Genomic DNA, 21430 nt, shown 5'->3' with positions numbered 1-21430 from the left:
AATCCAATGCTGCGAATTCTGGGCAAAGCCTCATCGATCAACGTGCGTAAAGTGCTGTGGACCTGTGCTGAATTGAACCTTTCCTTCGAACGCGAAGACTGGGGCTCAGGTTTTCAATCGACGTTGACACCGGAGTTCCTCGCACTCAATCCCTGCGCGATGGTGCCGGTGATTCAAGACGATGACTTCACGTTGTGGGAATCGAACTCAATCATTCGTTATCTCGCGTCGCGCTATGACGGCGAACACCTTTACCCGAGCGAGGCGCGCGCCCGCGCGCGGGTGGACCAATGGATCGACTGGCAGGCTTCGGAGCTGAACAAGTCCTGGTCGTACGCGTTCATGTCGCTGGTACGCCAGTCACCCGCGCATCAGGACAGCCTGGCTCTTGCGGCCGGTTGCCGGGAGTGGGCAAGGCACATGGAGATCCTCGACCGACAGCTGCAAAAGACCGGCGCCTATGTCAGCGGCGAGCAGTTTTCCCTCGCAGACATTCCTCTCGGCCTGTCGGTCAATCGCTGGTTCGAGACACCGCTGGAACATCCGCATTTGCCAGCGGTGAGCGCTTATTACGATCGCTTGAATCAGCGCCCCGGCTACCGGTTGCATGGGCGCAACGGCATGCCTTGATTGGCGGCCAATAAAAATGCCCGGTTCGGCAAACCACCGAACCGGGCATTTTTATCGAGTCACGCGTTTGATCAGGCCGGCACACCCAGAATGATGTGCGAAGCCTTGATCACCGCCGTCGCACTGACGCCAGCCGCCAGGCCCAGTTCGTTCACCGCGTCGCGGGTCACGATCGAATAGACCTTCGAACCGCCGGCCAGCTCGATCACCACTTCGGCGTTGACCGCGCCATCGGTCACGCTCAGCACCTTGCCTTCCAGGCAGTTGCGAGCGGACAGGCGAATGCCTTCGGACTCGGTCATCAGCATCACCCAAGGCGCCTTGACCAGGGCGACGGCTTCCTTGCCCACCGCGATGCCCAGGCTCTTGAGGCTGGCCAAGGTCACGACCGCAACCAGCTTCTCGCCGCCCGGCAGGGTCAGGACGACTTCCGCATTGACCGAGCCTTCCTGAACCTGGCTGACCTGACCTTTGAATACGTTGCGGGCACTGACTTTCATGATGGACGTCCTTTTGTTGACTTTGGAGTTAGGAAACGGCCTGCATCATCGAAGCAATCGCTATGTAGTTACAACTACAGCGCTGCACTTTCGGGGTCACGCTTGCACATAGACCCAAGCATCGACTCCTGACTTTAGCAGCACGCTGACGCGCTTGTAGTCCGCCACTTCGTATTCATCTGCCGCTGCCAGCTCCTGCGCCGTGATCTCGAACACCGTGCCGGCAATTTCGTCTGCCGGGTTGCCGCTCGCCTGCACGATGGGGTGATGAGTCTTGCCACTGGTGGCGAGCACCGCCGGATCGGTGATTTCGACCATTTCCTGTCGGTAACCCGGCAGGCTGTCGGCGCGGCCGTGCAGTTCGCGACCGAAGCTGGAGAGCTGAACCGCGCGGTCCTGCAACGTGCCGTAAGAGAACAGCAGCACCGTCGGCCCTGTTGACGTCGTCATGAGGTTTCCTTGAGCAAAAAGTGTCAGATCAACAGGTCTTCATAGAAGGCGCCGTAGGGAAGCTCAGGGTGTTCGATCTGGATTTCCAGAATCCACACACCGGCATTCGGCGCCTGATCGAAGTCACCTAGATTGCCACCCCGATATATTGCATGAGGAAAATCACTGACCCGGTGGCCCTTGATGTCCAGGTTCAACTTCCAACCCATGGCCTCGGCCTGATCGGTGGCGTAGCGGTACAGTTCGACACCCGTTACGCCTTGGCGCCAGAAGGCTTCGACCTTGTCGAAAAGCTCTTTGGAAGCTGCAGCGCAAGCGATCATTTGTGGATCGGACCCGGTGACGAACGTCGCCCCGGCATCGCCTTCGTGCCCTTCCCAGACCACGCCCATGTCGATGAAGAAAATGTCTTCCTCACCTAGTACCGGGTCGCCTTCGGAGCGCTCCTTGAAGGTCTTCAGCGTGTTGGCGCCGAAGCGGATCAGCAGTGGATGCCAGATCCGGTCCATGCCCAGCTCGACGAGAATCTCTTTGCCTCGCGCATGGGCTTCGGATTCGCGCATGCCGGGTTTGATTACCTTGGCGATCTCGTCCACGGCCTTCCAGGTCAACTGCTGGGCATGGCGCATGGTCTCCAGCACAAAACGCTCACCTACTGCTTCTTTACCGCTCAGGGCTGTGGTCATCGCTGATTCCTTCTGGCTAATCGCTTGCGCTGTATAGTTTTTTATATTGCGAAACAGGACGCCTAAGATACAACCATGACACAAAGTGTCAATTCTCTTCTGCACGCACCACGCCGCGCTCCTCGAGCAAGCGTACAAACATGCTCAGACTGCGCGACACCGTGCCCCGCCGCCACACCAGCCACGTCGTCAGATAGCGAAAATCCGCCGCCAGCGGCCAGACACTCACCGTCGCGCAACCGGGCATGCTCTGCAGCATGCTGCGCGGCATCAGGGCCAAACCGGCGCCCGCGCTGACGCAGGCGAGCATGCCGTGGTAGGACTCCATTTCGAAGATTTTGCCGGGCACGGCAGCGTCGGTGCTGAACCATTTTTCGAAGTGATGGCGATAGGAGCAGTTCGAGCGGAACGCATAGATGTTCTCGCCATTCACGTCCGCAGCGCGCTGGATCGGCCCGTGATGAAGCGGCGAGATGATGACCATTTCCTCTTCGAACGCCGGGATGCCTTCCAGCGCCGGATGCAACACCGGGCCATCAACGAACGCGGCCGCCAGACGCCCGGAAAGCACACCGTCGATCATTGTCCCGGACGGGCCGGTCGACAGGTCCAGATCAACTTTGGGGTGTTGCTGGTTATAGGTCGCCAGCAAACCGGGAATCCTCACCGCTGCGGTACTTTCCAGCGAGCCCAGCGGGAATGCACCTTGCGGTTCCTCGCCGGCTACCGTGGCGCGGGCTTCCTGCACCAGATCGAGAATCCGCCGTGCGTATTCGAGAAAGCTCCAGCCGGCCGGCGACAGGCGCAAGCGGCTTTTCTCGCGGATGAACAGGTCGACGCCCAGATCCTCTTCCAGCTGCTTGATGCGGGTCGTCAGGTTCGACGGCACGCGATGGATCTGCGCGGCCGCCGCGCTGATGCTGCCGTGCTCGGCCACGGCCTTGAAGATTTCCAGTTGCACCAGATCCACAGTCATTCTCCAATCGTGAAAGAAACGCTCTTTATTATTCAGTTTCCAGAAATCAAACGCCACCCTACTCTGAGCGCATCCACTGACCTCGCAGGACGATGCCATGAGCCCGATTTCCAGCCAGACCCACGCCATCTCGATCAACCCCGCCACTGGCGAGCAGATCGGTCATTACGCCTTCGAATCCGCCGAGGCCCTCGATGCCGCGCTGACCCGTGCCGCGTTCGGTTTCGGCAAATGGAAACGCAAGCCGCTGCAAGACCGCTCCCGTGCCCTGACCGCGCTGGCTGGCGCTCTGCGTGACAGCAGCGAAGCCATGGCGACCATGATCACTCAGGAAATGGGCAAACCAATCGCCCAGGCCCGTGGCGAAATCGAGAAATGCGCCAAGCTCTGCGAGTGGTACGCCGAACATGGCCCGGCCATGCTCAACGCCGAAGCAACGCTGGTCGAAGGCGGCAAGGCGCGCATCGAATACCGCCCGCTGGGGCCGATCCTCGCCGTGATGCCGTGGAACTTCCCGATCTGGCAGGTGCTGCGCGGTGCAGTCCCGGCGCTGATCGCCGGCAACACCTACGTGCTCAAGCATGCGCCGAACGTGATGGGCAGCGCCTACCTGCTGCGTGATGCCTTCACACGCGCCGGGTTTGCCGATGGCGTGTTTGAAGTGATCAACGTCACCCCGGAAGGTGTGTCCACCGCTATCGCCGACCCGCGCATTGCCGCCGTGACCCTGACCGGCAGCGTCCGCGCCGGCATGGCCATCGGCGCACAGGCCGGTGCCGCGCTGAAGAAATGCGTGCTGGAACTGGGCGGTTCCGATCCGTTCATCGTACTCAACGACGCCGATATCAACGAAGCCGTGCAAGCGGCAGTCATCGGTCGTTACCAGAACTCCGGCCAGGTCTGCGCTGCCGCCAAACGCCTGATCATCGAAGAAGGCGTGGTCGAGGAATTCACCCGCAAATTCGTCGAGGCCACCCGCCAGTTGAAGATGGGCGATCCGTTGTCCGCCGACAACTACATCGGCCCGATGGCCCGCTTCGATCTGCGTGACGAACTGGATCAACAAGTGCGCGACACCCTGGAAGAAGGCGCAACCCTGCTGCTCGGCGGCGGCAAGGTCGAGGGCGCAGGCAACTACTACGAGCCGACCGTGCTGGCCGACGTCACCGACCGCATGACCTCGTTCAAACAAGAATTGTTCGGCCCGGTAGCGTCGATTATCACCGCCCGCGATTGCGCCCATGCCGTGGCCCTGGCCAACGACAGCGAGTTCGGTCTGACCGCGACGATCTACACCGCCAACGTCGCCCTGGCCCAACAACTGACCAGCGAACTGGAAACCGGTGGTGTGTTCATCAACGGCTACTCCGCCAGCGATCCGCGCGTGACCTTCGGTGGCGTGAAGAAGAGCGGTTTCGGCCGTGAGCTGTCGCACTTCGGTGTACGCGAGTTCTGCAACGCGCAGACCGTATGGCTGGATCGCAAATAATCCGTTCACCTCACCCCAGTGGGAGCCAGCCTGCTGGCGATAGGGATGGCACATTCAAAATATGTGTCGCCCCCATCGCCAGCAGGCTGGCTCCCACATTTACGCGGCCGCTCGTTGTGACTCCGGTACCGTCCGATCTTTGCTTAACAATCCCAAAACCACGGCCGCCGACGCCAGCGTGATGAGCGTCAGGATGTGCAGCAGGTACTGGAACGCCGAAGCGTAACCCTGCACCAGCCGTTCGTTAGCCAACCCCGGAACCGTGTTGATCGCATGGGCCATGTCGCCGGTTGTCACCCGATGCGCGGTCTCGGCAATCCGCGCTGCATCGGCACCAGCCGCTACCGTTTGCAGATCGGTATGCAGCAGCCAGGCAAGCATCGCCGCCACGCTGGCCAGTGCAATCCCCTCACCCGCCACCCGCACCGTGTTGAAGATCCCGGCTGCCATGCCGGCGCGTTCTTTCGGCACCACGCTGACCGACAGTCCGTCCATCAAGCCCCACGGCAGGCCCGCACCAATCCCGATCAACACCATCGGCATCACCAACGCGAATTTCGATTCGCCGACGTGGTACAGACTCAGCCAGTGCAGACCCACGGCGGCAATCAAAAAGCCCACGCCTGACAAAATACCGGCCGAAACAAAACGCGTCATCGAAGCCGCGAGCATCGGCACCACCAGCATCGGCGCCGACAGCGCCAGCAACAGCAGGCCGGCGTCGATTTCACTCAAGCCTTCGACGCCGATAAACCGCAGCGGCAGCATGACCACCAGCACGATGTAGCAAAAGCAGGTGCCAATCGGCAGCATCTGCACCCCGATGAAGCGCGGAAAACGGAACAGGGTCAGATCGAGCATCGGGCGTTTGACGCGCATTTCGATGATGACGAACAGCGCCAGCAACAACGCCGAAGCACCCAACAGACCGATCACCAACGGACTGCTCCAACCGCTTTCGGGTGCCTGGATCACACCGAACGTGAACAGCGCGAGCATCGAACTGAACGTCACGGTGCCTGGCCAGTCGAGACCGGTGGCGTCGGGGTCGCGGGTTTCACGCATGCGTGGCAGACCGAAGACCATCGCGATCACACCGATCAGCGCGGTGAAGACAAAGATCGCGCGCCAGTTGAACGCCTCGATCAGCGCCCCGGCCACCAACGGCCCGAACGCCAGACCGATGCCAAACGTAGTACCGAGCATGCTGTAGGCACGGGTGCGCGCGTGGCCTTCGAACTCCTGCGCCAGCGCTGCCGAACCACTGGCCAGCGCCGCCGCCCCGGCCACGCCCTGAATCGCCCGAAGCACATCCAGCCAGAACACCGAAGGCGCCAGACTCTGGGCAATCGACGCCCCGGTAAACAACAGCATGCCGCCGGTGAACAGGCGTTTACGCCCATAAACGTCGGCCAACGCCCCCGCCGCCATCAGCAAACTGCCGAACGACAACATGAACGCATTGGTGATCCAGGTCAGCGCCACCGGGCTGCCGCCCAGGTCACGGCCAATGGCCGGCGTCGCCACCGCGCCACCGGTAAAACTTAACGGGAGGACCAGCGCCGACAGGCAAATCGCCGCGAGGATCAGCCGCTTGTCGCGCTCGCCATGGTATTGGGAGACGGTTTTCATGATTTCATCCAATGAAAAAAATCAGGCTGCGATCAACAGAGCGCAGCCTGCGATGGCTTCAACGGAGGTTGTGTCAGTCCTTGAAATCCGTGGACAACGCAAGCTCATTCCACTGCGCCAACTCCTGCACCACCAAGCGGTTCTTCGCCTCGATTCGCGCAACCGTGTCGCTGCCCAGCGCCAACCGTTGCGGCGGGTTCGGTGCATTGACCAGCGCCAGCATGGCTTCGGCAAACTTCACCGGATCGCCCGGCTGCGCATGGTTGGCGGCTTCGGCGAAGGTGCGCATCTTGCCCACGGTTTCGTCGTAGTCCGGCAATACCAGCGCGGTCTTGACCAGCGATTGTTCGTCGAGGAAATCCGTGCGAAAGAAACCCGGTTCGACCACCGTGACCTGAATGCCCAGCGGTGCCAGTTCCTGATGCAGCGCTTCGCTGATGCCTTCCACCGCGAATTTGGTTGAGCCGTAGACGCCCCAACCCATGTAGGCCTGATAACCGCCAATCGATGAGATGTTGATGACCCGTCCGCTGCGCCGGGCGCGCATGTGCGGCAGTACTGCGCGAGTGACGTTGAGCAAACCGAAGACGTTGGTGGCGAACAGGCGCTCGGTTTCGCTGGCGCTGGTTTCTTCCACCGCCCCCAGTACGCCGAAGCCGGCATTGTTGATCAGCACATCGATTCGCCCGAAACGCTTGATGCCTTCCGCCACCGCTTGGTGGGCCTCGTCTTCACGGGTGACGTCCAGACGCAGCGCCAGCAGGTTCGGGTGCTCGCCGAGGCGATCCGTGATGTCCTGCGGTTTGCGGGCAGTGGCAATCACCGCGTCGCCGGCACGCAGGGCGTGTTCTGCGATGAGGGTGCCAAAACCACGGGAAGCTCCGGTAATCAGCCAGGTACGCATAACAACTCCTCCTGTCGGTGACCCTGGCGTTATTGCCGGGCCTTCTCGATGAGTTGATGCGACTTTAAAGCCGTGTTACTGATGCGATAATCCCAACAAAATTACATGGCTTTGTGAAAGGTGCTCATCAATGAAAAACCCGTCCACCGCGGATCTGTCGATCTTTCTGAGCATCGCGCAGCATTTGAATTTCAGTCGTGCGGCGGTGGATCTGGGCCTGACACCTTCTGCACTGAGTCACTCGTTGCGGGCTCTGGAAAACCGCCTCGGCGTGCGCCTGTTCAATCGCACCACCCGCAGTGTGGCGCTGACCGAGGCCGGCGAACGGCTTTACGCGCGGCTGAAACCAGCGTTTCGCGATATCGAAGATGCGCTTGAAGACCTCAACCATTTCCGCGACAAGCCCTCGGGCAATCTGCGCATCACCTCCGGGCGCCAGGCGTGCGAACTGGTGCTGCTGCCGATTGCCAGCGAGTTCTTGCAGGCCTACCCGGACATTCGTCTGGAAGTGGTCGAAAGCGATGCGCTGCTGGATATCGTCGCTGCCGGATTCGATGCGGGCGTACGTTTCGGCAATCGGCTGGAGGCCGACATGGTATCGCTGCCCATCGGACCGAACCTGCGTTCAGTGGTGGTCGGTTCGCCAGCGTTTTTCCAACGCCATCCCGCGCCTCAGAAACCGGAAGACCTGCATGCCCTGCCCTGCATCCGCCATCGGTTCCCGAGCGGTTCGATGTACCGCTGGGAATTCGAACGCGGTGGCATTGAACAGGAAATCGAAGTCAACGGCCCGCTGACCCTGGGCGATGTCAGCCTGATGGTCGGCCCGGCGTTGCAAGGTCTGGGACTGGCCTATGTATTCGAAGACATGGTCAGCGAGCATCTCGCGGCCGGGCGTCTGGTGCAGGTGTTGGCAGACTGGTGCCCGTACTATCCCGGGCTGCACCTGTATTACCCGAGCCGGCGCCATGTACCGGCGCCGCTCAAGGCTTTCATCGATTTTGCCCGCAATGTTCGCGACGGCAAAACCGGGTAGTTACAGGTACTTCAACCAGGTGATATCGCGACGCCGGGCCTTTAGTGCGGAGAACCATCGCACGGCCGGGAACAACGCGACCGCCAGCACCATCGCCGCCATCCACACCGCCGCCACCGACGAGAAACCGAAATAACTGCCCTGATTGAGCCCGACCAACGCCACGCCAATCAGGTACAGCACCTTCAGCGCATACAGGTGCAGCAGGTAGAAAAACATTGGCGCCGAACCGAACACGGTCAGCCAGCGGATCCAGCGTCGATCCTGTGCACGCTCGAACACCAGCAACAGCAGCAGCCCGACGCTCACCGTCAGCGTGATGAACAACAGCGACGGCGGGTATTTGGTGATGTTGAAGAAACTCATCAGGGTTTGCAGGCTGCTGTCATTGATCGACCACGGTTTCTCGCCGTAACCGTTGACCAGCCGCAGCGCCATGAAACCCAGCAGCCCGGCGAAGCCACCGATCAACAAGCGCCGCTGCCGCACACCTGAATCGGCAACGCGAGCGAACCACGGCCCCAGCGCGTAACCCAGACCGATCACGCCAATCCACGGCAACAGCGGGTACGAGGTGCGCAGGCGCAAAGTCTCGCCAGCCTCGATCCAGCCCCGGTCATGCAGGATCGCCCACGGCACATGCAGCGCCGACTCCGTTCCGAAATGCACACCATCGAGCAGATTGTGCCCGGCGATGATCGTCAGACTCAGCGTCAACAACAGCCAGCGTGGCAGCCAGACCAGCAGCGACAGCGCGATCATGCTCAGGCCGATGGCCCAAATCACTTGCAGGTAGATCACGCTCGGTGGCAGCTGGAACGTCCAGGCGAAATTCACCAGGGTGAATTCGAGTACCACCAGGAACAGACCACGTTTGAACAGAAAGGCACTGACGTCAGCCTTGCCGTCGTACTTTTCCCCGAACAACCACGCCGACAAACCGGTCAGTAACACGAATACTGGCGCACACAGATGCGCCAGCGTGCGGCTGAGAAACAGCGCCGGTTCGGTGCCGGCGATGTCCATCGGGTCGGACACCTGACGATGCAACAGAAAGGTTTCGCGCACGTGATCCAGCAACATGAACAGAATCACCAGGCCACGCAGCGCATCAATGGACAGCAGCCGGCCAGTCGCCGGCGGGACATTTCGGGGAACAGCAAGGCTCATGAAAGGTTCGCAATCGAGTGAAGAGTTCTATCGGGCCGCATGCCGACAGCCCGAATATTTGCGTTACCTTATAACACGAAAAAGCGCTTCAATTGCCAACGATTCTCAAGCAGAACGCAGCCGTTCAAGCAGCACCTGCAACGGATGACGCACCGTCCGGTCGGCCTGGCGCTTGACCTGGCTGCGGCACGAATAGCCGGTCGCCAGCGCTTCGCCCCGCTCCGCCGGTGCCTCGATCTGCTTCACCCAGGACTGCTCGTAAATCACCGCCGAGGTTTCGCGATTGCGCGCTTCGTGGCCGTAGGTGCCGGACATCCCGCAGCAACCGGTGGCCTGGGTCGTCAGCTTCAGACCGACACGTTCGAACACCTGCTCCCATTGCCGGGTCGCGGCGGGCGCGTTGGTCTTCTCGGTGCAGTGCGCCAGCAGGCGGAAGGTTTCCTCGCGGCGCTGATCGGCTTGCTCCGGCATGACCTTGAGCAGCCACTCCTGCACCAGCGCGACCTCCGGGCATTTCTCCATCCCCGGCACTTTCAGATATTCCTGGCGATAAACCAGCGTCATCGCCGGATCGAGCCCCACCAGCGGCACACCGATCTCGGCCAGTGCGCGCAGTTGCCCGGCATTGCGCAACGCCGCGCGATTGAACGCCGACAGGAAGCCCTGCACATGCAGCGGCTTGCCGTTGGCGCTGAACGGTGCCAGATAAACCTGATAGCCCAGTCGCGAAATCAGCTCGATCAGATCCGCCAGCAATGGCGCCTCGAAATACCGGGTGAAGGCATCCTGCACCAGCACTACGCTGCGCTCGCGTTGTGCTTGAGTCAGCGTCGAAAGCACCTCGACCGACGCCGGCTGAACCTGCCAACGGCGCATCGCGGCGTGGAAATCGAACCGGCTGAGCAACGGCACATCGACCATGCCGCCGAGACGCTCGATCAAGCGACGGCTGAACGAGGCGCCCATCAAGCCGTTGTAGAGAAACGGAATCCGCGCCATGTACGGAATCGTGTACTCCAGCGAGGCAATCAGGTAATCCCGCGCCGGCCGCAGGTAACGGGTGTGGTACAGCTCGAGGAACCGCGAACGAAAGTCCGGCACGTTGACCTTTACCGGGCACTGCCCCGCACAGGACTTGCACGCCAGGCACCCGGCCATGGCGTCGTACACCTCGTGGGAGAAGTCTTTTTCCTGCGCACGGCTGTTGCGCCAGCGCTGCAGCAATGTGCTGAAAAGCGGCGGACGACGACTGGCATCCGACAACACATCAACACCCGCCTCGCCCTGCAAACGCAGCCATTCGCGAATCAGCGAGGCACGGCCCTTGGGCGATTGCGCACGCTGGCGAGTGGCTTTCCACGACGGGCACATGGCGTCGTCGGGATCGAAGTTGTAGCAGGCGCCGTTCCCGTTGCAGTGCATGGCCGCGCCGTAGTCCTGCCAGACTTTCTCGTCGATCTGCCGGTCCAGTTCGCCGCGCAGGGTCACTTCGTCGATCTTCAGTAGTGCAGCGCCAGGAATATTCGGTGTGGCGATCTTGCCCGGATTGAACTGGTTGAACGGATCGAACGCCGCCTTCAACGCTTGCAGTGCCGGGTACAACGCGCCGAAGAAGGCCGGCGCGTATTCCGAGCGCAGACCCTTACCGTGCTCGCCCCACAACAGACCGCCGTAACGCTGGGTCAGCGCGGCGACGCCGTCCGAAACAGGGCGCACCAGTGCGGCTTGTTGCGGGTCCTTCATGTCGAGAATCGGCCGCACGTGCAGCACGCCGGCATCGACATGGCCGAACATACCGTATTGCAGATTGTGGCTGTCGAGCAGGTCGCGCAGCTCGGCGATGTACTCGGCCAGGTGTTGCGGCGGCACGGCAGTGTCTTCGACAAACGGCTGCGGCCGTGCTTCACCGGCGACGTTGCCGAGCAAACCCACCGCGCGTTTGCGCATGCCATAAACGCGGTTCACCGCTGCGTGACCGACGGCCAGCGTATGGCCCAGTCGCTCGACCGTGGCGTCGTTGCCCAGATGCTGGACAAAGGCCTCGACCCGGCCTTGCAGTTCCTCGGGATCGTCGCCGCAGAACTCCACCAGGTTTATCCCCAGCGTCGGTCGTTCGGCGCTTTCCGGGAAGTATTCAGCGACGCCATGCCAGACGATGTCCTGCATCGCCAGCAACAACACTTTGGAGTCGACGGTTTCAATCGACAGCGGCTTGAGCGCCATCAACGCCCGGGCATCGCGCAACGCGTCCATGAAGCCGGCGTAACGAATGTTCACCAGCATGGTGTGCTTGGGGATCGGCAACACGTTGAGCTTGGCCTCGACCACAAACCCCAGCGAACCTTCGGCGCCGCACAGCACGCTGTTGAGGTTGAAACGGTTGTCGGCCTCGCGCAGGTGCGCCAGGTCGTAGCCGGTCAGGCAACGGTTGAGGTCGGGGAAGGTTTCCCGGATCAACTCGCCCTGCTCATCGATGATCTGCCGCGCGCAGCGATACACCTCGCCGGCCCGGCCCTCGCGGGCGCATTCCGCCGCCAGTTCGCTTTCTTCCAATGGGCGGCCGTGCAAGCGCTCGCCACCGCGCAGGACCATGTGCAGTTCCAGCACGTGGTCGCGGGTCTTGCCGTAGGTGCAACTGCCCTGGCCGCTGGCATCGGTGTTGATCATGCCGCCGACGGTGGCGCGGTTTGACGTGGACAGCTCCGGAGCGAAAAACAGCCCGGCGGATTTCAGAGCGGCGTTCAGTTGATCCTTCACCACGCCGGCCTGCACCCGCACCCAACGCTGTTCAACGTTGATTTCGAGAATGCGGTTCATGTGCCGCGACAGGTCGACGACGATGCCGTCGGTCAACGACTGACCGTTGGTGCCGGTACCACCACCGCGAGGGCTGATTACCACGTTTTGATAAGCCGGTTCGGCGATCAGACGTGCCAGCAGCGCTACGTCATCGGCGTCGCGCGGGAATACCGCCGCTTGCGGCAAGCGCTGATAGATCGAGTTATCAGTGGCCAGCACCACGCGGCTGGCGTAGTCGGCGCTGATTTCGCCACGAAAACTGCTGGTTTCAAGGGCTTTGAGAAACTGTTGGTAATCGGTGTTCAACGCGGTGGAAGGCGACAGCTGGGCAATCATCGGGTGTGCAATCTCGGTCAAAAACGGGCCGTGTGGCGGTGAACAGTTGTGCGCAATGAATGATTGCGTCACGCTCCCGCCATCTCATAGGCCTTATGTTCATTGCAGAGCGATGTCGGGACAACCGTAAAATCGACCTGCAATCCATGACTAAAACGAATGAATCCGCGAACCCTCACTCCCTCGATGTCGTTGCTGCTGGCGTTTGAAGCCGCCGCACGCCATGAAAGCTATACCCGCGCCGCCCACGAACTGTCGCTGACCCAGAGTGCGGTCAGCCGTCAGGTGCAGATTCTGGAAAAGATGCTCGGCATGCGCCTGTTCAGCCGCGAGGGCCGGCGGGTGATCCTCACCGACGTCGGGCGCATGTATCAGCGCGAACTGTCCGAAGCCCTCGGCCAGATTCGCAGCGCAACGCTGCAGGCCATGGCGTTTGGCTCGGGAATTCACAGCCTGCGCCTGGCGACCTTGCCGACCTTCGGCTCGAAATGGCTGTTGCCACGCTTGAAGGACTTTTACACGGCGCACCCGGGCATGACCGTGCACCTGCACTCGCGGATCGAAGCCATCGACTTCGACACCAGTGAAATCGACGCGGCGATTTGTGTTGGCGGCGGTGACTGGCCGGGGCTGACCGCCCACCGCCTGCACACCGAAGAACTGGTGGTGATTGCCAGTACGCAGCTGTCCGATGCCGAACGGCGGGCGGCCGACAAGGATATCGCCGGGCAACTGCTGCTCAACGTCAGCAGCAATGCTCAGGCGTGGAGCGAATGGTTCAGCCATCACGCCCTGCCCCATCGCAGCATGCGCATCGGGCCGAGTTTCGAGATGACCTCGCACCTGATCCAGGCCGTACGCGCCAATATCGGCATCGGGCTGGTGCCGAGGATTCTGGTGGAGGATGAACTGCATAGCGGTGAGCTGGTGCAACTGGGGGAACCGATCAGCAGCCGGCGCAGTTATTACCTGGTGTACCCGGCGCGCAATGAGTCGTTGGCGTCATTGAAGGCGTTTCGGGATTGGCTGGTGCAGACGCTCTGACTTGGCGAGCCTGAACTGGAGAGCTGGCAACCGGGGCGAATAAACGCCCCTTGTATCGGCTAACGCTTCAGCGGTGGCGGTGCCTTTGGACCCTTGATCAATGGTTGCTCCAGCAACTTCCCGTCAGGTCCGACGAATAGGCGTTCCAAATGTTTCGGCATTGGTTGCGGTGCTCTGGCAGTCATGATGATTCCTCTGATGCTGGGCTGAACTCAACCCATTTAACCTTTGCGGAATCTATCAGCAAAAATTCGGCGCCAATAGGATCCAATTTGCCATCGTCGTTGAGCCAGCGTGGAAACTTCATCAAAAACTGCCCGGTGTTCGACTCCGGTGGCCACTCGACTGGCCAGCCTAGAACGCGCCTTTCATCATCCAGGTGAAGGGTGATGAATCGATCATGCTGAGCGAAAGCGCAGAACCATTCACTGGGATAGGAAGATTGTTTCGTTACGTTTCTGCTGCGCAACCATCTATGCAATTTGCCATTGGTAGCCAGACAACAAGCGTTCAACCCCAGCAGCAACGAAGTAGAAAATGCCCAGCACGCTTCAGCCTTGGCATCCCACTTTCCTACGGAAAATCCCTTCTCCCCCACCCACACACAAACCGCCCCGATCCCCAACACCATCCCGTGAATCACAAACGTAAAAATCAACGCCTGCACAATCTGCCCGAACGTATCCGGCCGCTTGAACGCCGTCAGGGTGTAGAAAATCCAGGTCGAGACAAACCCCGGGATCAGGTACTGCAACAGCGGAATCACTTCTTTCACCAGATCATCCATGATCGGTCACTCCTTGAATCAAAAAACCAATCCTCCAGAAACAGCAATGCCGGCCCGTAATGGGCCGGCATTCAAAGGCTAGCGCAGGCTGGAGAACCGTCTGCGATCAAGTGTCACTGCGCATTACGCATCCTGCAGAATCAGATCCGCGCCCTTCTCCGCCACCATCAGCACCGCCGCATGGGTATTGCCCGACGTCACGTTGGGGAAGATCGACGCATCGACGATCCGCAAGCCCTCAAGGCCATGCACCTTGAGGCGCTTGTCGACCACCGAAGTCTGCTCATCCGCACCCATCGCGCATGAACCGCACAGGTGATAGATCGAGCCGCAGTTGTCACGGAAGTACTGCAGCATCTGCTCGTCGGTTTCCACCGCCGGCCCCGGCAAGACTTCATCAACCGTGATGCCCTTCAGCGCCGGAGCGCCCATGATCTTGCGCATCAGGCGACTGCCCTGGATCACCTCGTCGATGTCCTTCTGCGTGCTCAGGTAGTTCGGGTCGATCAACGCGGCATCGCGAGGATTCTTCGAAGCAATCTCGATGCGCCCGCGACTGGTCGGGCGGCACGGGTTGAAGCACAGCAGGAAGCCTGAATACGGTTCGGGCTTGAGGCTGGCCTTGTTGTTTTTCGGAATCTGATACGACAGCGGGTTGAAATACAGTTGCAGGTTCGGATGGCTCTGCTCCGAATTGCCACGGAAGAATCCGCCAGCCTGATTGACGCTCATCGCCAGCGCGCCTTTGCGGGTCAGCAGGTATTTCACGCCGAGCTTGAACTGGCCGAACAGCGAGCTCAGCTCATCATTCAACGTCGGAATATTGGCTTTGTAGTAGTAGCTGACGCACAGGTGATCCTGCAGGTTCTGCCCCACCGCCGGCAGGTGTTTCACCAGCGGAATCTGATGTTTGGCCAGCAAGGCGCGATCCGCCACGCCCGACAGCTGCAGGAGCTTCGGTGTGTCGACGGCGCCAGCGCACAGGATCACTTCCTTGCGCGCCGTGAAAGTACGCAGCACGCCATGCTGGGTGATGGAAATACCGGTGGCACGCTGTTGGCTTTCATCGAACAGGACACGATCGACCAACGCGTAATGTTCGACCGTCAGGTTCGGCCGACTCAATGCCGGATGCAGATGGGCGAAGCTGCTGGAGCTGCGCTGGCCGTTGCGGGTGTTGACGTCATAGATGCCCGCGCCTTCGAATTTCGGCCCGTTGAAATCGTCGCTGCGCGGGTAGCCGAGTTCATCGCAACCCTTGAGGAACACGTCGCAGATCGGGTGGGTCTGACCAGCCATCGGGGTGATGCTGATCGGGCCGCTGCCGCCGTGGTATTCGCTGTCGCCCAGCGGATGGTTTTCCAGTTTGCGGAAGTACGGCAGTACGTCCTTGAAGCCCCAGCCGTCGTTGCCGTTGGCTGCCCAGTCGTTGAAGTCATGGGCTTGACCACGCACGTAGATCATCGCGTTGATCGAACCCGAACCGCCCTGGACCTTGCCGCGCGGGGCGTAGATTTCGCGATTGCCCAACTGCTTCTGCGGCTGGCTGTAGTACATCCAGTTGAAGGTCGGGTTGTAATACATTTTGGCGAAGCCGACCGGGATCTTGAACCACAGGGAACTGTCCTTGCCGCCCGCCTCCAGCAGCAGCACCGTGTGTTGGCCCGAGGCCGAAAGCCGATTGGCCAGCACGCAGCCAGCGGCGCCTGCGCCAGCGATGATGTAGTCGTATGTCATGCACGGTTACCGCGTAAGTCTTTTTATCGAACCCGCCCGTTGCCGGGCGGGGAAATCCCGTCAGCCCTTGGCCGGCGATGTGTCTTTGACGTCGACCGGGGTCGGGGCCATTTGCAAGTGCAGGCGTTCACCGGTGTACGGCGAATGCTTGCGCACCACGTCCATGTTCAGCTCCACGCCCAGGCCCGGTTCGGTGGACGGGATGATGTAGCCGTCCTCCCACTGCAATGGCTTTTTCAGGACCTCGGCGTGGAAGCCGCCCCAGGTCTCGATGCTTTCCTGGATCAGGAAGTTCGGCGTGCAGGCCGCGAGCTGGAAACTCGCCGCTGCGCCAATCGGCCCGTTGTACAGATGCGGGGCGATTTGCGCGTAATAGGCTTCGGCCATGCTGGCGATCTTCTTGCCTTCGAGCAGGCCGCCGCAGCGCGCCACGTTCATCTGCAGAATCGACGCACCGCCGGCCTGCAACAGCTTGAAGAATTCGTACTTGGTGGTCAGGCGCTCACCGGTGGCAATCGGAATGCTGGTCTTGGCGGCGACTTGCGCCATGGCCTCTTCCTGGCCCGGCGGTACCGGCTCTTCGAACCACAGCGGGTCGTATTTCTCCAGGCGCTTGGCCAGGCGAATCGCCGAGGACGGCACCATTTGCCCGTGAGTGCCGAACAGCAAATCGCACTTGTTGCCCACCGCTTCGCGAATCTTGCGGCAGAAGGTTTCGCAGCGCTCCAGCACTTCCAGCGAGATCTGGTGCCCGGAGTACGCGGTGTACGGCCCGGCAGGGTCGAACTTCACGGCGGTGAAGCCTTTGTTCATATTCTCGATGGCGCACTCGGCGGCCAGGTCCGGGTCGTCGTAGTCGTATTCGCCACGGCTGTTGACCGGGTACAGGTAGGTGTAAGAGCGCAGGCGTTCGTGAACCTTGCCGCCGAGCAATTCGTAGACCGGTTTGTTCGCGGCCTTGCCGATGATGTCCCAGCAGGCCATTTCCAGGCCGCTGACCACGCCCATCATGGTCAGGTCGGGACGCTGGGTGAAACCGCTCGAATAGGCCTGACGGAAGAAGCGTTCGATGTGGTGCGGGTCCTGATTCAACAGGTAGCGCTCGAACACGTCTTCGATGATCGGCAGCATGGCTTTGGGGCCGAAGGTCGCGGCGTAGATCTCGCCGACGCCTTCGATGCCGCAGTCGGTCTTGAGCTTGACGAACAGCCAGTACATGCCGCCGATGTGCGGTGGCGGTACGGCAACGATATGGGTTTCAAGGGCGACGATTTTCATCTCAGGCACCTGTCTTGTTCAAAGAGGTCTTGTTCAAGGATTTGCGATTGATCCGGGCACGCAGGGTCACGGCAGCCAGAGTGCCGATCAGACCGATAGAGGCGATGTAGCCGAAATAGAGCTTGTAGCCGAGGGCGCCGGGGAAATGTTCAGTGAGGTAGCCGTTGATCAACGGGATAAACGCATCCGGCATGTAACCGACCACGGAGACAATGCCGATGGCCAGTCCGGTGATACGCAGCGGAATGTTGCAGCTGTCGAGGATCGCCCAGTACAGACCGCGAATCGCGTAGGTCATCAGGCCGATGAAAATCACTGTCGCGATCAGCAGTCCCATGCTGTTGAGCGCCGGGAAAACGATCAGGCCGACGATTGCCAGACTCGCCAGCAACAGCGCGACGATCAGCACAGAGATGTTCGAAAACTTGTCCCCCAGCCAACCGCCACCAATGCCGCCGATCGGGCGCATCCACAGTTTGATCGTGGTGATGGTGCCGGCCATGACGGCGGTCAGGCCGCTGCCTTGCAGGTAGTCCGAGAAGCTGTAGGTGGCCCAGAAGATGTGATAACCGCAGAACACGATCGCAGTGACCAGCCACAGTTCAGGGATCTTCACCAGGGTCGCCAGATCAGTGAGCAGGTTGAACTTGCCCTTCTCTACCGGCGGCGTGTCCTCCATCGACTTCGGGTCCTTGATCAGCACCAGCACGCAGCCGATGGCAATACAGGTGAAGGCGTAGAGGTAAACCACGTGCTTGAAGCCTTCGGCGGTGGACTCGCCACGGGTTTCGGTAGCAAAGGCGAACAACGCCAGCGCGACCGTCGCCAGCAGCGCTTCGACCAGCCCGCGACCGCCATCAAGGATGCCGAAGAACCGGCCCTGCTCGGTGTGATGGGCAATCATTTTCACCCGCTTGAGCACCGAGGCCCAGAACGTCAGGCCGGTGGTCAGACCCCAGCAACCGAAGATGATCATCAGCCCGGTCATCGACGGAGCGGTCGAGTACCACAGCCCCAGCACGCCGGTTGCCACCAGCGAGAAGAAAATCAGGAAACGCGGCGCGATACGGTCGGCCAGCCAGCCGCTCGGCAAGTAGCTGAGCAAGAAGATCGTGCCGAGCATCGAGTACAGATAACCCAGCTCGCTGTGGCTGATCTGGAACACCTCGAGCATGGTGGTCTGGTAGACCTGACGCAGGTACAGAATCGGGTAGATCGCACCGGCGGCGAGCACCAGCAGCATCAGTTGGAAATAGCGACTTCCCTTGTCGCTCTGGCTTTTCGAAGCCGAGTTGGAACCCTGAACAGCGGCAGCAGAGGATGCATGCTTGGACATTGAAGTGACCTCGGGCGACCCGTGCTCCGGGCGCCCCTGATAATTGTTTTTATAGGTGTAGCGTGAGGCGTGATGCGGTGGATCAGTACTTCATGACCACGAGACGGGTCTGGGTGAATTCGAGCATGCCGTGCTTGCCGTCATCGCCGCCCAGGCCCGAGCGTTTCCAGCCGGCGTGATAGCCCTGGTACGGATCAGCCGGGGTGCGATTGACGTACAACTCGCCGGCCTCGATGGCGTTGGCGACTTTCTGCGCGGTGCGGTAGCTCTCGGTGTAGAGCACCGACGACAGACCGAACTGGTGGTCGTTGGCCATCGCCAACGCTTCATCGATGTCGCGGTACTTGAGCACCGGCAGCACCGGGCCGAAGATTTCTTCCTGGACGATTTCCATGTCCTGACGGCAGCCGCTGAGCAGCGTTGGCGGGTAGAAATGCCCCGGGCCTTCGGGCAGCACACCGCCGCTTTCGAGGACGGCGCCATCGGCAATCGCGCGCTCGACCATGGCGTGGATGTTCTTCTGCGAACTGGCGTTGACCAGCGGGCCCATCAGGCTCGCATCTGTGGCGCGGTCGCCGAACTTCACGGCGGCGATTTTCGCTTTGAGCAGCGCGAGGAAACGGTCGTGAACGCTTTCCTGCACGCAGACCCGTTCCACCGCTGTGCACAACTGACCACAGTGAGTGGTCTTGGAGGCGATGATTGCGCTCGCAGCAGCTTCAAGATCGGCGTCGGCCTCGATGATTGCCGGGGTCTTGCCGCCCAGTTCCAGCGAAGGCTTGGCGATGTTGGCCTTGCAGTAATCAAGGACGATGCGACCGGCGTTGACGCTGCCGGTCAGGGTGATCAGGCCCACGGCTTTGTGGGTGCAAACCGCTGCGGCGGTGGCGTGATCCATGGTCAGGATGTTGATCACACCGGCCGGCATGCCCGATTGCTCCACGGCTTTGGCGATTTCGAACGCCGACGTCGGGGTGTTGTTGCTCGGGCGCACCACCACGGTATTGCCGGCAATCAGCGCCGGAGCGATTTTGCGCAGCAAGGTGTAGACCGGGTAGTTGAACGGAATCAGGCACGCGACGACGCCAATCGGCTCGCGGTGCAGGAACAGGTTTTCGTCGGGGCTGTCGCTGGGGATGATCTCGCCTTCGATACGGCGCGCCCACTCGGCGTGGTAACGGGTGATCTGCGCGGCATAACGGGCTTCGTTGCTAGCGTCGCTCAGGCTCTTGCCGGATTCGGCGGCCAGTGCCTCACCGATGGCTTCGGCGCGATCCTCAAGGGCAGCCGCAAACGCTCGCAGGTGCTCGGCACGTTCGATACTGGTGAGCTTACCCCAGACTTTTTGCGCTGCTGCGGCGGCATCGACTGCCGCCGTGGCTTCTTCGGCAGTGGCGGCCGACACCTGGCCGATCAACGCTTCGGTGGCCGGGTTGTAGACCGCGATCAGCGCCGCGCTGGCCGGCTCGATGAAGTGGCCGTTAACAAAATTTCGCTCGACTCGCATGTGCATCGCCCATCGTTTGTTTTTATCGATGCCGCCAGTCTTGTCATCGACAGCGGGTTCAACAAACGATTTATCCGGCGATCAAACATTCGAAAAATGCACGTTACTCAGAAAATCGCCTTCGAAGGCTCAAGTTGGCGCTGCGCCAGCCAGATCTCTTCCTGCAGCCACTGACTGAAGGCCTGCAATTGCGGCATCTGCGTCTGTTCCGGGCGGGTCACCAGCCAGTAGGACTGGTGCCCTTCCACATGCACGTTGTGCACCTGGGTCAACTGCCCGCTGGCCAGTTCCGAGGCGACCATGTGCCAGTCGGCAATGGTGATCCCCAGACCATCGACCGCCGCCTGAATCGCCAGGTCCAGCAAGTCGAATTCATAACCGCCCTGGGTATCGACACCCGTGATGCGCGCCGCGTCGAGCCAGTGTTTCCAGGTCAGGTAGCGCTGATCCTCCCGGGCCAGCACGTGCAGCAGCGTCAGGCGATTGAGGTCGATGCCCTGATCGCCGCCCTCCCGCGCATACAGGGTCGGTGCGCACACGGCGATGTGCCGTTCCTGAATCAGCAGCGAACTGTCGAGCCCGTCCCATTCGCCGTCGCCAAAACGGATCGCGCAATCGAGGGTGCTGGTTTCCGCGAGGCTGTCCTGCAAACGGGTGGTGATGCTCAGTTCCAGCTCCGGATGCTGCTCGCGCAGGCGCCCGAGGCGCGGCATCAACCAGCGGCTGGTGAAGGTCGGCGGCGCGTTGATGTGCAGGCGGTTGGCGTGGGTTTTCTGCTGGATGCTGCGCACGGTCAGCTCGATCTTGTCGAACGACTGATGCAGCGCCCGCAGCAGAATCTTGCCGGCACCGGTCAGTTCGAGATGGTGATGGCGGCGCTCCAGCAGACTTTCGCCGAGCTGTTCTTCCAGTTGCCGCACCTGACGGCTGACCGCGCTCTGGGTGACGTTGAGCAACTCGGCGGCTCGGGTGAAGCTGCCGGTGCTGCCGGCCACTTCGAATGCTTTGAGCGCATTCAGGCCGGGCATTTTGCGTTTCATACAAGGCACTCGAAAACCACTGACAAGGCGCAAAGCATCCCACGACATTGGCGAATTGTCCTACAGGATTTTCCGAGTAACATGCATTCGATG

Annotated in this window: 18 protein-coding genes; 4 read left to right on the top strand and 14 right to left on the bottom strand. The window is 60.9% G+C overall.

The window, feature by feature from the left end:
- Positions 1-6 precede the first annotated feature (6 nt).
- Positions 7-630, top strand: coding sequence for a glutathione S-transferase (locus tag OQ248_RS23235; RefSeq protein WP_265814149.1), 624 nt, complete (start codon positions 7-9; stop codon positions 628-630).
- Positions 631-701: 71 nt separating this feature from the next.
- On the opposite strand, the gene OQ248_RS23230 is transcribed toward OQ248_RS23235, so the two are convergent.
- From OQ248_RS23230 to OQ248_RS23215, 4 genes are all read right to left on the bottom strand, one after another.
- A complete protein-coding gene (locus tag OQ248_RS23230; protein WP_119427391.1) occupies positions 702-1130 on the bottom strand; it encodes a TOBE domain-containing protein in 429 nt (142 codons plus the stop codon).
- A 96-nt stretch (positions 1131-1226) separates the two neighbouring features.
- Positions 1227-1580 carry a gamma-glutamylcyclotransferase family protein gene (locus tag OQ248_RS23225; protein WP_119427390.1) on the bottom strand — a complete coding sequence of 118 codons (354 nt, stop codon included), beginning with the start codon at positions 1578-1580 and terminating at the stop codon, positions 1227-1229.
- A gap of 23 nt (positions 1581-1603) precedes the next feature.
- Complete coding sequence (locus tag OQ248_RS23220) at positions 1604-2266, bottom strand: M24 family metallopeptidase (RefSeq protein ID WP_265814148.1); 663 nt, start codon at positions 2264-2266, stop codon at positions 1604-1606.
- A gap of 88 nt (positions 2267-2354) precedes the next feature.
- Positions 2355-3236, bottom strand: coding sequence for a LysR family transcriptional regulator (locus tag OQ248_RS23215; RefSeq protein WP_039767672.1), 882 nt, complete (start codon positions 3234-3236; stop codon positions 2355-2357).
- Positions 3237-3339: 103 nt separating this feature from the next.
- On the opposite strand from OQ248_RS23215, the gene OQ248_RS23210 reads away from it, so the two are divergent.
- A complete protein-coding gene (locus OQ248_RS23210; RefSeq protein WP_265814147.1) occupies positions 3340-4731 on the top strand; it encodes an aldehyde dehydrogenase family protein in 1392 nt (463 codons plus the stop codon).
- A 99-nt stretch (positions 4732-4830) separates the two neighbouring features.
- Here OQ248_RS23210 and OQ248_RS23205 read toward each other — a convergent pair whose 3' ends face one another.
- Positions 4831-6363, bottom strand: a complete 1533-nt coding sequence (locus OQ248_RS23205; protein WP_265814146.1) for an MFS transporter — start codon at positions 6361-6363, stop codon at positions 4831-4833.
- Between the two features lie 73 nt (positions 6364-6436).
- The gene (locus OQ248_RS23200; protein ID WP_265814145.1) at positions 6437-7267 is read right to left on the bottom strand and encodes an oxidoreductase; all 831 of its coding nucleotides are present in this window, start codon (positions 7265-7267) and stop codon (positions 6437-6439) included.
- A gap of 130 nt (positions 7268-7397) precedes the next feature.
- Between OQ248_RS23200 and OQ248_RS23195 the strand changes: the two genes are divergently transcribed.
- On the top strand, positions 7398-8303 hold the full coding sequence (locus OQ248_RS23195) for a LysR family transcriptional regulator (protein WP_085711376.1): 906 nt from the start codon (positions 7398-7400) through the stop codon (positions 8301-8303).
- On the opposite strand, the gene OQ248_RS23190 is transcribed toward OQ248_RS23195, so the two are convergent.
- Positions 8304-9473 carry a DUF1624 domain-containing protein gene (locus OQ248_RS23190; protein WP_265814144.1) on the bottom strand — a complete coding sequence of 390 codons (1170 nt, stop codon included), beginning with the start codon at positions 9471-9473 and terminating at the stop codon, positions 8304-8306.
- Between the two features lie 105 nt (positions 9474-9578).
- Entirely contained in the window at positions 9579-12608 is a 3030-nt protein-coding gene (locus OQ248_RS23185) for an FAD-binding and (Fe-S)-binding domain-containing protein (RefSeq protein WP_265815132.1), read from the bottom strand.
- A 159-nt stretch (positions 12609-12767) separates the two neighbouring features.
- Here OQ248_RS23185 and OQ248_RS23180 point away from each other — a divergent pair, with 159 nt between their 5' ends.
- A complete protein-coding gene (locus OQ248_RS23180; RefSeq protein WP_265814143.1) occupies positions 12768-13652 on the top strand; it encodes a LysR substrate-binding domain-containing protein in 885 nt (294 codons plus the stop codon).
- Between the two features lie 181 nt (positions 13653-13833).
- Here the strand turns inward: OQ248_RS23180 and OQ248_RS23175 are convergent, their stop codons facing one another.
- From OQ248_RS23175 to OQ248_RS23150, 6 genes are all read right to left on the bottom strand, one after another.
- Entirely contained in the window at positions 13834-14439 is a 606-nt protein-coding gene (locus OQ248_RS23175) for a DUF6338 family protein (protein WP_265814142.1), read from the bottom strand.
- Between the two features lie 123 nt (positions 14440-14562).
- Positions 14563-16176 carry a GMC family oxidoreductase N-terminal domain-containing protein gene (locus OQ248_RS23170; RefSeq protein WP_265814140.1) on the bottom strand — a complete coding sequence of 538 codons (1614 nt, stop codon included), beginning with the start codon at positions 16174-16176 and terminating at the stop codon, positions 14563-14565.
- 60 nt (positions 16177-16236) lie between these two features.
- Entirely contained in the window at positions 16237-17454 is a 1218-nt protein-coding gene (locus OQ248_RS23165; RefSeq protein ID WP_265814139.1) for a mandelate racemase/muconate lactonizing enzyme family protein, read from the bottom strand.
- A 1-nt stretch (position 17455) separates the two neighbouring features.
- Positions 17456-18790, bottom strand: coding sequence for an MFS transporter (locus tag OQ248_RS23160; protein WP_265814138.1), 1335 nt, complete (start codon positions 18788-18790; stop codon positions 17456-17458).
- An 82-nt stretch (positions 18791-18872) separates the two neighbouring features.
- Positions 18873-20297, bottom strand: a complete 1425-nt coding sequence (aldA, locus tag OQ248_RS23155; protein ID WP_265815130.1) for an aldehyde dehydrogenase — start codon at positions 20295-20297, stop codon at positions 18873-18875.
- A 107-nt stretch (positions 20298-20404) separates the two neighbouring features.
- Positions 20405-21337 (bottom strand): LysR substrate-binding domain-containing protein, encoded by a 933-nt coding sequence (locus OQ248_RS23150; protein ID WP_096820112.1) that lies wholly within the window; start codon positions 21335-21337, stop codon positions 20405-20407.
- Positions 21338-21430 lie beyond the last annotated feature (93 nt).

Source organism: Pseudomonas sp. COW5, assembly GCF_026240005.1.
Taxonomy (GTDB): domain Bacteria; phylum Pseudomonadota; class Gammaproteobacteria; order Pseudomonadales; family Pseudomonadaceae; genus Aquipseudomonas; species Aquipseudomonas kribbensis.
The sequence above is the reverse complement of the archived record's forward strand: the minus strand, read 5'-3'. Positions and strand labels throughout refer to the sequence as shown.

Excerpts from the sequence above, each read along its gene's own strand:
- OQ248_RS23180 (WP_265814143.1), top strand. The coding sequence starts at position 12,768 with ATGAATCCGCGAACCCTCACTCCCTCGATGTCGTTGCTGCTGGCGTTT.
- OQ248_RS23200 (WP_265814145.1), bottom strand. The coding sequence starts at position 7,267 with ATGCGTACCTGGCTGATTACCGGAGCTTCCCGTGGTTTTGGCACCCTC.
- OQ248_RS23230 (WP_119427391.1), bottom strand. The coding sequence starts at position 1,130 with ATGAAAGTCAGTGCCCGCAACGTATTCAAAGGTCAGGTCAGCCAGGTT.
- OQ248_RS23185 (WP_265815132.1), bottom strand. The coding sequence starts at position 12,608 with ATGATTGCCCAGCTGTCGCCTTCCACCGCGTTGAACACCGATTACCAA.
- OQ248_RS23170 (WP_265814140.1), bottom strand. The coding sequence starts at position 16,176 with ATGACATACGACTACATCATCGCTGGCGCAGGCGCCGCTGGCTGCGTG.
- OQ248_RS23195 (WP_085711376.1), top strand. The coding sequence starts at position 7,398 with ATGAAAAACCCGTCCACCGCGGATCTGTCGATCTTTCTGAGCATCGCG.
- aldA (WP_265815130.1), bottom strand. The coding sequence starts at position 20,297 with ATGCGAGTCGAGCGAAATTTTGTTAACGGCCACTTCATCGAGCCGGCC.
- OQ248_RS23150 (WP_096820112.1), bottom strand. The coding sequence starts at position 21,337 with ATGAAACGCAAAATGCCCGGCCTGAATGCGCTCAAAGCATTCGAAGTG.
- OQ248_RS23220 (WP_265814148.1), bottom strand. The coding sequence starts at position 2,266 with ATGACCACAGCCCTGAGCGGTAAAGAAGCAGTAGGTGAGCGTTTTGTG.
- OQ248_RS23225 (WP_119427390.1), bottom strand. The coding sequence starts at position 1,580 with ATGACGACGTCAACAGGGCCGACGGTGCTGCTGTTCTCTTACGGCACG.
- OQ248_RS23235 (WP_265814149.1), top strand. The coding sequence starts at position 7 with ATGCTGCGAATTCTGGGCAAAGCCTCATCGATCAACGTGCGTAAAGTG.
- OQ248_RS23175 (WP_265814142.1), bottom strand. The coding sequence starts at position 14,439 with ATGGATGATCTGGTGAAAGAAGTGATTCCGCTGTTGCAGTACCTGATC.
- OQ248_RS23165 (WP_265814139.1), bottom strand. The coding sequence starts at position 17,454 with ATGAAAATCGTCGCCCTTGAAACCCATATCGTTGCCGTACCGCCACCG.
- OQ248_RS23160 (WP_265814138.1), bottom strand. The coding sequence starts at position 18,790 with ATGTCCAAGCATGCATCCTCTGCTGCCGCTGTTCAGGGTTCCAACTCG.
- OQ248_RS23210 (WP_265814147.1), top strand. The coding sequence starts at position 3,340 with ATGAGCCCGATTTCCAGCCAGACCCACGCCATCTCGATCAACCCCGCC.
- OQ248_RS23190 (WP_265814144.1), bottom strand. The coding sequence starts at position 9,473 with ATGAGCCTTGCTGTTCCCCGAAATGTCCCGCCGGCGACTGGCCGGCTG.
- OQ248_RS23205 (WP_265814146.1), bottom strand. The coding sequence starts at position 6,363 with ATGAAAACCGTCTCCCAATACCATGGCGAGCGCGACAAGCGGCTGATC.